Origin of the sequence: Nocardia sp. NPDC050435 (assembly GCF_040655395.1) — a bacterium.
In the GTDB taxonomy this organism is placed as follows: Bacteria; Actinomycetota; Actinomycetes; order Mycobacteriales; family Mycobacteriaceae; genus Nocardia.
Window position 1 is genome coordinate 449799 of sequence record NZ_JBFAJW010000003.1, and the last position, 13159, is coordinate 462957.

General features: G+C 70.5%; 12 protein-coding genes. 10 read left to right on the forward strand and 2 right to left on the reverse strand.

Going from position 1 to position 13159, the window contains the following annotated elements:
• The first annotated feature begins 38 nt into the window (after positions 1 to 38).
• The 4 genes from AB0I43_RS10520 to AB0I43_RS10535 all read left to right on the forward strand — a co-directional run bounded on the left by AB0I43_RS10520 (position 39) and on the right by AB0I43_RS10535 (position 3598).
• Positions 39 to 254 carry a hypothetical protein gene (locus AB0I43_RS10520; protein ID WP_356970926.1) on the forward strand — a complete coding sequence of 72 codons (216 nt, stop codon included), beginning with the start codon at positions 39 to 41 and terminating at the stop codon, positions 252 to 254.
• A 164-nt stretch (positions 255 to 418) separates the two neighbouring features.
• Complete coding sequence (gene hrcA, locus AB0I43_RS10525) at positions 419 to 1450, forward strand: heat-inducible transcriptional repressor HrcA (protein ID WP_356970924.1); 1032 nt, start codon at positions 419 to 421, stop codon at positions 1448 to 1450.
• Positions 1451 to 1695: 245 nt separating this feature from the next.
• A complete protein-coding gene (gene dnaJ, locus AB0I43_RS10530) occupies positions 1696 to 2853 on the forward strand; it encodes a molecular chaperone DnaJ (protein WP_356970922.1) in 1158 nt (385 codons plus the stop codon).
• Between the two features lie 4 nt (positions 2854 to 2857).
• Entirely contained in the window at positions 2858 to 3598 is a 741-nt protein-coding gene (locus AB0I43_RS10535) for a 16S rRNA (uracil(1498)-N(3))-methyltransferase (protein WP_356970921.1), read from the forward strand.
• A 69-nt stretch (positions 3599 to 3667) separates the two neighbouring features.
• On the opposite strand, the gene AB0I43_RS10540 is transcribed toward AB0I43_RS10535, so the two are convergent.
• Positions 3668 to 3958, reverse strand: coding sequence for a zinc-ribbon domain-containing protein (locus tag AB0I43_RS10540; protein WP_356970919.1), 291 nt, complete (start codon positions 3956 to 3958; stop codon positions 3668 to 3670).
• A 283-nt stretch (positions 3959 to 4241) separates the two neighbouring features.
• On the opposite strand from AB0I43_RS10540, the gene AB0I43_RS10545 reads away from it, so the two are divergent.
• The 6 genes from AB0I43_RS10545 (at position 4242) to AB0I43_RS10570 (ending at position 11598) form a co-directional block, all read left to right on the forward strand.
• Positions 4242 to 5303, forward strand: coding sequence for a PhoH family protein (locus AB0I43_RS10545; protein ID WP_356971421.1), 1062 nt, complete (start codon positions 4242 to 4244; stop codon positions 5301 to 5303).
• Positions 5304 to 5467: 164 nt separating this feature from the next.
• Positions 5468 to 6022 (forward strand): rRNA maturation RNase YbeY, encoded by a 555-nt coding sequence (ybeY, locus tag AB0I43_RS10550; RefSeq protein ID WP_356970918.1) that lies wholly within the window; start codon positions 5468 to 5470, stop codon positions 6020 to 6022.
• A complete protein-coding gene (locus tag AB0I43_RS10555; RefSeq protein WP_356970917.1) occupies positions 6019 to 7341 on the forward strand; it encodes a hemolysin family protein in 1323 nt (440 codons plus the stop codon). Before ybeY ends, AB0I43_RS10555 begins: the two co-directional genes overlap by 4 nt.
• Positions 7334 to 7687, forward strand: coding sequence for a cytidine deaminase (locus AB0I43_RS10560; RefSeq protein WP_357431791.1), 354 nt, complete (start codon positions 7334 to 7336; stop codon positions 7685 to 7687). Before AB0I43_RS10555 ends, AB0I43_RS10560 begins: the two co-directional genes overlap by 8 nt.
• Positions 7680 to 8636 (forward strand): GTPase Era, encoded by a 957-nt coding sequence (gene era / locus AB0I43_RS10565; protein ID WP_356970914.1) that lies wholly within the window; start codon positions 7680 to 7682, stop codon positions 8634 to 8636. Before AB0I43_RS10560 ends, era begins: the two co-directional genes overlap by 8 nt.
• Positions 8637 to 8733: 97 nt before the next feature.
• A complete protein-coding gene (locus AB0I43_RS10570) occupies positions 8734 to 11598 on the forward strand; it encodes a hypothetical protein (protein WP_356970913.1) in 2865 nt (954 codons plus the stop codon).
• 10 nt (positions 11599 to 11608) lie between these two features.
• On the opposite strand, the gene AB0I43_RS10575 is transcribed toward AB0I43_RS10570, so the two are convergent.
• Positions 11609 to 13057: an amidase gene (locus AB0I43_RS10575; RefSeq protein WP_356970911.1), complete on the reverse strand. Its 1449-nt coding sequence runs from the start codon at positions 13055 to 13057 to the stop codon at positions 11609 to 11611.
• Between the last annotated feature and the right edge of the window lie 102 nt (positions 13058 to 13159).

Sequence of the window (13159 nt, forward strand, 5' to 3'; positions counted from 1 at the left end):
GGGACACGCGTAGGCTCCGGGCAACCCCAAGGAGTCCAATGCCCCAGGCACGCCACATCACGCTGGTCCACGAGCAGAACGAGTTCGCCGAGGCGCGGGCCGCCGAGAAGGCCGAATCGGCCCGGCAATGCGCCGTCGCGGCGCGCACCGTCGCCAGTCACTCCCAGAACGCCGACGACTGCCAGTCCCTGCTGGCCATGCTCGGCCTCGACGCCCTCGCGGGCAAGCACGCCAAGAGCCTCGAGCCCAGCTAGTCCGGCCCGGCCGGAAATCACTCGTGTGCCGCCCGTTCTGGGGCGGCACACGAGTCATTAGACTGGACAACGAGAGGCCGAAGCCGATAACCGGCGCAGCGGTTCGGGTCGATCGCGATCACCACGCCGGCCTGCGAGGCGAAGACCAGCGAGGAGGTGGCGCGATGTCGAGCACCGAGGACAGGCGCTTCGAGGTCCTGCGGGCCATCGTCGCGGACTATGTCGCGACCAAGGAGCCCATCGGGTCGAAAACCCTTGTCGAGCGGCACAATCTGGGTGTTTCCAGTGCGACCGTCCGCAACGACATGGCGGTGCTGGAGGCCGAGGGCTACATCACCCAGCCGCACACCAGTTCCGGCCGCATCCCGACCGACAAGGGCTATCGCCAGTTCGTCGACCGCATCTCCGAGGTCAAGCCGCTCTCCGGCGCCGAACGCCGGGCGATCATGGAGTTCCTCGAATCCGGCGTCGACCTGGACGACGTGCTGCGCCGCGGCGTGCGCCTGCTGGCCCAGCTGACCAGGCAGGTCGCCGTCGTCCAGTACCCCACGGTCTCGGCCTCCACCGTCCGCCACATCGAGGTCGTCGCGCTCAACCCGGCCCGGCTGCTGCTCGTGGTGATCACCGACACCGGCCGCGTCGATCAGCGCCTGGTGGAGCTGGGCGCCCTCGTCGACGACGAGGATCTGGCCGCGCTGCGCGGCCTGCTCGGCAACGCGATGGACGGCAAGCGCCTGGCGATGGCCTCCGCGGCCGTCGCCGAACTGCCCGAAACGGCACCGCCCAAACTGCGCGATGTGCTGATCCGGGTGTCGACGGTGCTGGTGGAGACCTTGGTCGAGCATCCCGAGGAGCGTCTGGTCCTGGGCGGCACCGCCAATCTGACCCGCAACGCCGCCGATTTCGGCCTGCCGGGTTCGCTGCGGTCGGTGCTGGAGGCGCTGGAGGAGCAGGTCGTGGTGCTCAAGCTGCTGGCCGCCACCCAGCAGCCCGGCACCGTGACGGTGCGGATCGGCGAGGAAACCCAGGTCGAGCAGATGCGCACCACCTCGGTGGTGTCCACCGCCTACGGCACCTCGGGTGCGGTGCTCGGCGGCATGGGCGTGCTGGGCCCGACGCGCATGGACTATCCGGGCACCATCGCCTCGGTCTCGGCGGTAGCCCGCTACATCGGCGAGGTCTTGGCCGAGCGCTGAGCGCGGAGCTCCGGCACGCCGCTGCTACGCTCGATACTCGCTGCAACTCCCACCCGGGCGTACGCCGACGGAGTGGGGGACAAGACAGCCGTTTCCACCTTCGAACCCGCGGCCGGATAAAGTTGAGTGCATCCGACTAATGTCCGGTGGCATCGGCGTTCGGTTGGAGCAGACACGCACAGGATGAGCCCACGCATCCGGCATCGGCCGGACTGTGGAGAGCAAACCAAGGACTAGAGACTCAAGTGGCACGGGATTACTACGGACTGCTCGGCGTCGCGAAGAACGCCAGCGACCAGGAACTCAAGCGCGCCTACCGCAAGCTGGCGCGTGAACTGCATCCCGACGTCAACCCCGACGAGGCGGCGCAGGCCAGGTTCAAAGAGGTGTCGGCGGCCTACGAGGTGCTGTCGGACCCGGACAAACGCCGCATCGTCGACATGGGCGGCGATCCGCTGGAATCCGGCGGCGGCGGTGCCGGCGGCTTCGCGGGCGCCGGCTTCGGCGGGCTCGGCGATGTCTTCGAGGCCTTCTTCGGCGGCATGAACGCCTCCGGCGGCGGCGGGCGCAAGCCGCGCGGCCGGGTGCAGCCCGGCGCCGATTCGCTGATCCGGACCAGGCTCAGCCTGGCCGAGTGCGCCGTCGGCGTGACCAAGCACCTGACCGTCGACACGGCGATCCTCTGCGACAGCTGCACCGGTTCGGGCACCAACGGCAACTCCAAGCCGGTGCGCTGCGAAACCTGTGGCGGCGCGGGCGAAGTCCAGTCGGTGCAGCGGTCCTTCCTGGGCCAGGTGCTGACCTCGCGGCCGTGCCCGACCTGCCGCGGCGCCGGCGAGACCATCCCCGATCCCTGCCACAAGTGCGGCGGCGACGGCCGGGTGCGCGCGCGGCGCGAGATCGCCGCGCCGATCCCCGCCGGTGTCGCGAACGGCATGCGGGTGCGCCTGGCGGCCCAGGGCGAGGTCGGCCCGGGCGGCGGCCACGCGGGCGATCTCTACGTCGAGGTCGTCGAGCAGCCGCACGACGTGTTCGTGCGCGACGGCGACGATCTGCATTGCACCGTGCGGGTGCCGATGGTCGACGCGGCGCTGGGCACCACCGTCGTCATCGACACCATCCTGGACGGCCCGGTCGAGCTGACCATCAACGCGGGCACCCAGCCCGGCGAGGTGTCGGTGCTGCGCGGCCACGGCATGCCGCGGCTGCGCTCCGGCACCCGCGGTGACCTGCTGGCACACCTGGACATCGTGGTGCCGACCAAGCTGGACACCAAGCAGACCGACCTGCTGCGCAAGTACAAGGGCATGCGCGAGCGGGACCGTGCCGAGGTGATGTCGGCGCAGTCCGAGCACAACAGCGGCCTGTTCGCCCGGCTGCGCGCGTCGTTCAGCGGGCGCTGAGGTCTTGGCCGCCACGGTCTTCTATCTCGACGACATCCCGGAACCGGGTGCGCTCGCGGTGCTCGACGGCCCGGAGGGGCGGCACGCGGCCACGGTGCGCCGGATCCGGGTCGGCGAGCCGATCACCCTGTCCGACGGGCAGGGGCTGCTCGCCGAGTCCGAAGTCGTGGCGGCGCAGAAGGACCGGCTGGAACTGCGGGTGCGCACCCGGCGGCTGGCCGAGCCGGCGACGCCCCGGGTGACCGTGGTGCAGGCGCTGCCGAAGTCCGAACGCTCGGAGCTGGCGGTCGAGTTGATGACCGAGGCGGGCGCGGATCGGATCGTTCCGTGGCAGGCGCTGCGCTGCGTCAGCAAATGGGAAGCCAAGGCCGCCAAGGCCGTCGAGAAGTGGCGGGCGGCGGCGCGGGCGGCCGCGCGGCAATCGCGGCGGCCCTATGTGCCGGAGGTCGCCGAACTGCACCGCACCCGGGACCTGGTGGAACTGGTTCGCACGGCGACGGCGGCGGGCGCGGTGGTCGCGGCGCTGCACGAATCCGGCGCAGGCCGCTTCACCGAGCTGCCGTTCGCCGGCGCGGGTGAGGTCATCCTGATCGTGGGTCCCGAAGGGGGACTGGATGATTCGGAGATCGACGCGCTGACCGACGCGGGCGCGCGGGCAGTGCTGCTCGGCCCCACCGTGCTCCGCACGTCCACGGCCGCCGCCGTGGCGCTGGGCGCCCTGGGCGCGCTGACTCCGCGCTGGTAACCGGGGCCGCGCGCGGCCCCGGTTGGTAGTTGTCACAGAGTTTCGCTCGCGGCGAACCCGCCGCAGACCTCAGCGCCGCTCGTGCTGCTGCGCCTGCGGCGCCGCGCCCGCCTGCTGATCGGCCCCGTAGGCCTGGCTGATCAGCGCGTTGACATTCTCCTTCGGCACCTCGAACGCGGCGCCGCAGAACGTGCACTCCAGGAAGTGCCTGGTCTTGAGCGGGATCAGCGGAATGAAGAACAGGGTGAACATGGTGACCGCCTTGCGCAGCGCGTGCGCGGACGGATTGTGGCAGTGGGCGCACACCAGCGTGAGCATGGCGAGCTGGTGGATTTTGCGGTTCCAACCCCAGATAAGCAAGGAAAACCCCCGTAATCGTGCTTGATACGCGATAGACCCTACTTCCTGTCGGCCGAATCGTCCTCATGGTTTGTGATCGCGGCTGTTCCGTGATTCCCGGTCGGGGTTGGGTGGAGGTGCGGTGGGAATACTCCGGGGAGGTAGCGGTTTATTCACTGGGCCGTGTCGGTACCCCGCGATAGAATTTGCACACACGAAACAGCTGTCGAGACCGGAAAGCAGGCTGTAGCGACTTTTGCGAACACAAGGCGAGATCGGCGATCCAACGAACCCCACCGCAGGTATCGGTGCCGACGACAACGGTTCGGGCCCCGCCGCTCGTACCGTGCGGTCCAGCATCGACCTCGCGCCGGAATCCGTGTTCCCATTCCTTGGCTCCGCCGACCAGAATTTGCGTGAGCTCGAGCGGCTGCTCGACGCCGACATCCACGTCCGCGGCAATTCGGTCACCCTGACCGGCAAGGCGGCCGACGTGGCGCTGGCCGAGCGCGTCATCGAACAGCTCGTCGCGTTGACCGGCCGCAATCGGGTGGTCACACCGGAAGCGGTGCGGCACACGGTCTCCATGCTCACCGAGGGCTCCTCCGATTCCCCGGCCGAGGTGCTGAGCCTGGACATCCTGTCCCGGCGCGGCAAGACCATCCGCCCCAAGACACTCAACCAGAAGCGCTACGTCGACATGATCGACGCCAACACCATCGTCTTCGGCATCGGCCCGGCCGGTACCGGCAAGACGTACCTGGCGATGGCCAAGGCGGTGCAGGCGCTGCAGGCCAAGCAGGTCACCCGGATCATCCTCACCCGCCCCGCGGTGGAGGCCGGCGAGCGGCTGGGCTTCCTGCCCGGCACGCTCAACGAGAAGATCGATCCGTACCTGCGCCCGCTCTACGACGCGCTGCACGACATGATGGATCCCGAGGCCATCCCGAAGCTGATGGCGGCGGGTGTCATCGAGGTCGCGCCGCTGGCCTACATGCGCGGCCGCAGCCTCAACGACGCCTTCATCATTCTCGACGAGGCGCAGAACACCACCGCCGAGCAGATGAAGATGTTCCTCACCCGGCTCGGCTTCGGGTCGAAGATGGTCGTCACCGGCGATATCAGCCAGGTCGACCTGCCCGGCGGCGCCCGCTCCGGCCTGCGCGCGGCCAGCGAGATCCTGACCGACATCGAGGACATCGCCTTCGCGGAGCTCACCTCGAGCGACGTGGTCCGGCACCGCCTGGTCTCCGACATCGTCGACGCCTACGACCGGCACGAGGCCGAAACCCGTCCTGCGGTCGGCCAGCACTACCCGGGCAACCGCGCCCAGCGCCGGGCCGCCGGCCGCGGCGAGCGGCGCTGACCAGCGGTGATATCACGATGGCGTCCGGTGATCCGGGCGCCATCGTCGTTTCCGCTGGGAGCGGCACACCCGCCGCGTCCGCCGCGGGTCCGCGCGACACCCGGCCGACCGGCGGACTCGACGCCGGGGGAGCTGGCGCGAGCGGGAGCGAATACCCTGTTCAGGTGAGCATTGAGATCGCCAACGAGTCGGGTGTCGACGTTCCCGAAGAAGAGCTGGTCAGTGTCGCGCGGTTTGTGATCGGGCGGATGGACGTGCATCCCGCCGCGGAGCTGTCGATGGTGCTGGTCGATCTCGACACCATGGCGGATCTGCACATGCGCTGGATGGATCTGCCGGGGCCGACCGATGTGATGTCGTTCCCGATGGACGAGCTGGAGCCGGGCGGGCGCCCGGACAGCCCCGAGCCGGGTCCGTCCATGCTGGGCGACATCGTGCTGTGCCCCGAGTTCGCGGCGGGGCAGGCCCGCAAGGCCGGCCACTCGCTGGACCACGAGCTGGCGCTGCTGACCGTGCACGGCGTGCTGCACCTGCTCGGCTACGACCACGCCGAACCCGAGGAAGAGAAAGAGATGTTCGCGCTGCAGGCGCGGCTGCTCGAGGAGTGGTACGAGAGCCTGCGCGAAGCGCAGCGGCGGGCCGAGCTCGCCGAGCGCGACGCGCAGCTGCTCGGCAAGGTCGGGTTCACCGCCCCGGGCGACGAGCTAGGAGCTCCGTGAGCTCGGTGACGCTGATCGTCTGCGCGATCCTGCTCGTCCCGCTGGGCGGGTTGTTCGCCGGTGTCGACGCGGCACTGAACACGATCTCCCCGGCCCGCCTGGACGATATGGTGCGCGCCGACCGGGCCGGCGCCCAGCGGCTGCGCCGCATCGTGGACGACCGCGCCCGCTACGTGAATCTCATGGTGCTGCTGCGCATCCTGTGCGAGATCTGCGCGACCGTGCTGCTCGCCTCGGCGCTGATCGGGATGATGAGCCAGGGCTGGGCGCTGCTGATCACCGCGACGGTGATGGTGCTGGTGGACTACGTGGTGATCGGTGTCGGCCCGCGCACGCTGGGCCGCCAGCACGCCTACACCCTGGCGCTGGCGTCGGCGCTGCCGCTGCAGTTCATCGGCATGGTGCTCGGCCCGGTGAGCCGCCTGCTGATCCTCATCGGCAACGCGCTCACCCCCGGTAAGGGTTTCCGCAACGGCCCCTTCGCCTCCGAGATCGAGCTGCGCGAGGTGGTCGAGATGGCCAGCGAGCGCGGCGTCGTCGCCGACGACGAGCGCCGCATGATCCAGTCCGTGTTCGAACTGGGCGACACCTCCGCGCGCGAGGTGATGGTGCCGCGCACCGAGATGGTGTGGATCGAGCAGGACAAGACCGCCGCCCAGGCGATGTCGCTGGCGGTGCGTTCCGGGCACTCCCGGATCCCGGTGATCGGCGAGAACGTCGACGACATCCAGGGCGTCGTCTACTTGAAAGACCTGGTGCCGTACGCGGATCGGAGCCGCCAGGTGCGGGTGGGCGAGGTGATGCGCCCGGCGGTCTTCATGCCCGACTCCAAGCCGCTGGACGATCTGCTCGACGACATGCAGCGCCGCCGTAACCATATGGCGCTGCTGGTGGACGAATACGGCGGCATCGCCGGTCTGGTGACCATCGAGGACGTGCTCGAGGAAATCGTCGGCGAAATCGCGGACGAATACGACACCGACGAGACGCCTCCGGTAGAAGACTTGGGGGACGGCCGTTTTCGGGTTTCGGCCCGGCTCTCGGTCGACGATCTGGCCGAGCTGTACGGGCTGGAGATCGAGGAGGAGGACGTCGACACCGTCGGCGGCCTGCTCGCGCACGCGCTCGGCCGGGTGCCGCTGCCCGGTTCCCAGGTGGAGGTGCACGGTCTGGTGCTGCGCGGCGAAGGCCACGCGGACGGACGAGGACGGATGCGGATGCACACGGTCGAGGTGCGCCGGGTGCCGGAGAGAGCTACGGGCGAGGAGCCGGACGGTGAGACGCCCGCCCATGACGAGGACGGAGACGCCGATGACTGAATTGGACAGCGAGGACATCAAACTGGTGGTGCTGGCGCGCGGTGCGCTGGGCCGCACCGGCGGCGCCAGCGGCGCCGCGGTGCGCGACACCGACGGCCGCACCTACGCCGCCGGCGAGGTCGGGTTGCGGGCGCTGCGCCTGACCGCCCTGCAGGCCGCCGTCGCGGCCGCGATCTCCAGTGGGGCCGAGGGTTTCGAGGCCGCCGTGGTGGTCGGCGGCCGGCTCTCCGACCACGGTGTGACCGCGGTCCGCGAGGTGTCGCCACTGGCGCGGATCGTGTTCACCGACAAGGAGGGCGCGGTGTTCGAGATCGTCGACGACGGCGCCGAGGTGTCCCGTGGCTGAGGCCCGGGGCGCGGACCGCGCATTCCGTTCCGGCTTCGTCTGTTTCGTGGGCCGGCCGAATACCGGCAAGTCGACGCTGACCAACGCCATGGTCGGCGCGAAGATCGCGATCACCTCCTCGCGTCCGCAGACCACCCGCCACACCATTCGCGGGATCGTGCACCGGGACAACTATCAGTTGATCCTGGTCGACACCCCCGGTCTGCACCGGCCGCGCACGCTGCTCGGCCAGCGCCTGAACGACCTGGTCCGCGATACCTACTCCGAGGTCGACGTGATCGCGCTGTGCATCCCGGCGGACGAGAAGATCGGCCCGGGCGACCGCTGGATCGTCGAGCAGATCCGGCAGATGGCGCCGCGCACCACCCTGCTCGGTGTGGTGACCAAGACCGACAAGGTGACTCGCGACGAGGTGGCCGCGCAGCTGATGGCCGTGTCCCAGCTGCTGGGCGCGGACGCGGAAGTGGTGCCGGTGTCCGCGTTGCAGGGTGAGCAGGTCGGCGTGCTGGCCGATGTCATCGCCGCGCAGATGCCCGAGGGCCCGGCCTTCTACCCCGACGGCGAGCTCACCGACGAGCCCGAGGAAACCCTCATGGCCGAGCTCATCCGCGAGGCCGCGCTGGAGGGTGTGCGCGACGAGCTGCCGCACTCGCTGGCCGTGGTGATCGAGGAGATCGTGCCGCGCGAGCGCGACGCCGAGGAGCTGAACCGCAAGCGCGACAAGCCGCTCGAGGAACTGCTGGACGTGCACGCCAATCTGTATGTCGAGCGGCCCAGCCAGAAGGCCATCGTCATCGGCAAGGGCGGCGCGCGGTTGAAGGAGGTGGGCACGAACGCCCGCAAGCAGATCGAGAGCATCTTCGCCTCCCGCATCTATCTGCATCTGCACGTGAAGGTCGCCAAGGATTGGCAGCGCGACCCGAAGCAGTTGCGCAAGCTCGGTTTCTGAGAGCGGGCCCGGGCTCCGCCGACCAGGCCGTCGATCCCCGAATGTTCTTGTAACGTAAGGGGTTCTCGACGCACTGTGCAGGGGGAGGTCGGCCACTGTGCCGGGTTCGAACGATATCGGCCGATTGCAGCACCTGCTGCGGGCGCTCTACGTCCCCGCCGAGCGGCCGCGGGTGCTGCGCACCCTGCTGCACGGGCGGCGGCGGTTGCCGCGCCCGCTGATCTGCCTGGTGGGCCCGGCCGCGACCAGCGACCTGATGAAGGAACTGCACCAGTGGTTCGGCGAGTCGGGCGGCCGCCGGGCCGTGCCCCGCGCCCGCGTCGAATTGCACCGCCTGGCAGCGGATTCGATCGTGCCCGCCGGGGTGACGGCCACCGCGGAGGCGGAGAACGGGCCGGAGGTGAGCGGGCACTGCCTGCCGATCCTGCAACGCCTGGTCGAAAGCTTCTCCCGGGACGACACCGCGATGGGTCCGATCGCGTTCCCGCGCTATCGCACCGCCGACTGGCTGACTCGCCAGCGCATCGGCACCGAGGAAACCCAGGCCGCGGTGGAGTTGCGCGGCCGCCTGCCGCGGCTGCTGCGCCTGGGCTCCCGCGATTTCGACGCCGGGAGCAACGAGGGCGGCGATTGGATCACCCGGCTGGTCTTCGGCGTGCTCGCGCTCTGGCCGATCCTGCGGCTGTGGATGTGGATCAGCGGGCGGGTGCCGGGCCTGTCGAAGGAGACCCGCTGGTTCATGCACCAGCGCTACATGGCGCCCGAATTATCGGACAGCTTCCTGGGTTTCGCGACCCGGCTGACGGTGCCGCTGCGCTACGACGAGAACGAGGAGCAGGTCGCCAAGCTGCTGGTGCACGCGTTCCTGGAAGATCTGCGCGATGCCTATCGCAAGCGCATCTGGCGGCCCTCCAGCTGGCGGCGCACGGCCTATCCGGTGGCACTGCTGGACACCGTCGGCGCGCACGGCAACGGCGCCGATCTGCTGCGCCGGATCAACGACATCCGGAACGAGACCGGCATTTTCGATCCGCTGGTGGTCGTCGCCGTGCTCGACTACGACCCGCGCGCGCTGTCACCCGCGCGGCCGGTGCACGCGCTGGCCGACATCGGTGACCTGCGCCGCGGCGAAGATCTGGAAAGCCTCGACGAGAGCACGACTTCGGGCGCGGAACCCGATCCGCTGCGGCAGTGGGCGCGCGGCATCGACAACAGCCGGACCAATCGCTCCGCCGACGCCTGGTTGCTGACCCTGGAGCTCCCCGATCCCGTGGCTGGCCGGATCGGGCATCCGCACCGCACCCGCCTGGCCGTCCCGCCCGCGCCGCCGCTGGCGGCCCGCAAGTGGTTCGTCGCCGCGTGCGTGCTGATTCCGGTGGCGGTGCTGGTCGCGGCGCTGCTGGTCGCGGTGCCGGCGCTGCGCGGCGCGGACTGCGCGCACTGGCCGTGGACCTCGGGGATCGGGGTGGCCGAGCGCGACGGCGAGTGCGTGGGCTACAGCGACAACGCCGCGCAGGTCTTCGCCGACGATCCGGAACTCTCGGAGATGCAGCGAGAAGTGTTCCGGCAGAACGCGATCGCGGTCGACATCCGCCGCGCCAATCCCCGGCGCCCGCTGATCTCGCTGGTCTACTTCTCCGGCCTGACCTACCGGTCGACCAACGAGCGCTACCCGCACGCGCAGGTGGAGGAACTCGCCGGGCTGGTGCTGCGGCAGCGCGCCGCCAATGTCGAGAGCAGCGAATCCGAACCGCTGCTGCGGATCGTCGTCGCCAATGGCGGCGCGGCGATGCGGCACGCGGACTGGGTGGTCGAGCGGTTGCTGAGCCCGTTGCTGCGCGAGGACTCGAGCGTGCTGGGCGTCATCGGATTCGACCGCAGCATCGACCAGACCCGCCGCGCCATCGCGCTGCTCGGCGATCTCGGGGTGCCCGCCTTCGCGACGACGCTGTCCGGCAACGGCCTGGAGGAAGCCTCGCCGATCTACTTCCAGCCCGTCCCGCCGAACCGGCGCATCGCCCAGCTCGTCGCGGATTATGTGGCGGGAGCACGCTATCCGGCCGGTGGCCCGGAGGCGGGGCAGCCGCGCTACCGGCGCGTGACGATCTTCCAGCCGAACGTCACCGGTGATGTCTACGTCGAGACGCTGGGCGCCGATCTGCGCCGCGAGCTGACCGGGAAGAGCCTGCCGGTGGAGACCTTCCGGTGGACCAGCCAGCAGGAGCTGTTCCGCTATCCGCCGCCCTGCGCCGGGCCGGAGCTCGATACCGGGCACCTGCTGCTGTTCAACGGGCGCAACCAGGATTTCGGCGCGTTCGTCAACGCGGTGACCAGCGGCTGTCAGGGCGGGGAGGAGCCGCCGATCCTCGGCAGCGACGCGGTCACCAGATTCATCGCGGATCCGGTCGGCCGCAAGGCGGCCCCCGCCGGGCTGACCGTGCGCTATGTCGCCAAGGGGGTGCCCGTCATCCTGGGCGGCGCGGATTGCGTCGAGGGTCGCGGCGTGCTGGGCACCGAGGGCGTCGGCATCGAATTCCGGGATCTCTGCGCCGGGCTGGCGCGGCTGCTCGGTGATCTCAGCCTGTATTCGGCGGCGTGGCCGGGCGACCGCACCGGCCTGGCCTGGGACGTCTCCGGCGCTTTCCTGGCCGCGGTGCGCCAGAACCGGGCCCGGCCGACGCAGACCGACGCCGGCGCTACGCCGAACCGCGCCGCCATCGCGATGGAGCTGCGCACCCGCGACTACGTCGGCGTCACCGGCGCGCTGCGCCTGTCGGTGAGCCCGATCGCCACCGACGCCACCGTCGGCATCCTGATCACCGAGGACGTCGGCCGCGAGTCCGAGCCGCAGCGTTGCCTGCTCATGTACGGGCACCCGACCGGCGACACCTCCGCGCGGGGACCCGACGGGTGCCCGGCGGGCACCAAGAGCACCGCCGAGGAGTGGGCGGCGCCGCGCTGAGCGGCGCCGGTCACCACCAGGGTTCGGGGCGGTGGCGCTCCCAGTGCAGTTCCGATTCCAGTTGCGCCGCCACCGAAATCAGCAGCTGCTCGGAGTTCGCGGTGCCCATCAGCTGCGCGCCGACCGGCAACCCGGCGTCGGTGAAACCGGCGGGCACGTTCACGCTGGGCCAGCCCAGCACGTTCCACGGCCAGGTGTACGGGCAGGCCGCGGTGATGAGGTTGTTGGTGGCGTTGAAGCCGATGCCGTCGATCTCGCTCGCGCGCGGCGGGGGCGTGGCCGTGGTCGGCGCGAGCACCAGGTCGAAATCGTCGAAGAAGGCGCCGATCCGCCGGTGCAGCAGGGGTTCGGCCTGGCGTGCCGCGAACAGGGCGGGCCCGTCGAGCACGCGGCCGAGCCGCACGTTGGCGCGCGTGCGCGGATCCACGGTGGCGCCGGGCATCTGGTTGTACACCGCGCGGATGCCGCTCATCGAGCGCGGCAGGAACGAGGCGCCGATCATCAGGCCGTAGGGCAGGCCCGCGAGAGTCACCGAGTGGCCGAGCTTGCGCAGCGTGGCGGCCAGGCGGCGGGTGGCGGCCTCGACCTCGGGATGCAGCGCGGTCTTGGTGGCGGTGAACGGAATGCCCAGCGACAGCGCGATGCGCAACCGGCCCGGGTCGCGGCCGACGGCGTCGGTGGCGCTGATCGGTTCGGGGGTGTGCCGGTCGCCGGCGTGCGGGCCGGCGGCGGTGTCGAGCAGCAGGGCGGCGTCGGCGACGGTGCGCGCGAGCGGGCCGTTGACCGTGAGGCCGTAGAACGCTTCGGCGTGCGGCCAGGTCGAGATGCGGCCGCGTTGCGGCTTGATGCCGACCAGGTTGGTCCAGGCGGCGGGGATGCGCACCGAGCCGGCGCCGTCGGAACCCAGTGCGGCGGGCACCAATCCGGCGGCCACCGCGGCCGAGGAGCCGCCCGAGGAGCCGCCGGGCGTATGGTCGGCGGCCCACGGGTTGCGGGTGTGGCCGAAGGCGGCGGCGCTGGTGAAGGGCAGCTGGCCCAGTTCGCAGGTGTTGGTCTTGCCGACGATCACCGCGCCCGCCGCGCGCAGCCGGCGCACGGATTCGGCGTCCTCGATCTTCGGCTCGAACTCGCCGCCGCAGCCGAAAGCCGTGGGCTCACCGGCGATGTCGGTGTCGTCCTTGACCGCGATCGGCACGCCGAGCAGGGGGAGCCGCTCGCCCGCGGCCAGTCGCCGGTCGGCCGCGGCGGCCTCGGCCAGCGCGCGTTCGCGCCGGACGAGGCGGAAGGCGTTGAGCCCGGCCTGACTGGCGTCGATCCGATCCAGGGCCGCGGTGACCGCGGCCGTGGAACTCAGCGTGCCGTGGGCGAGGGCGGCGGCGGTCTCGGCCAGCCCGAGATCGGCGGGCTCGGGAGCCCGATCGGGGACCGCCGTGAGACGGCGGCGGCTCGGCGCGGTCATGTGAGCTCCCTCTCTTTCATCCCGATGATACTGAACGGTAACCCCCTAATTGGTCAACCGTCCACGTGGCTTGGCTATAGACATACATACCGTATGTATGTT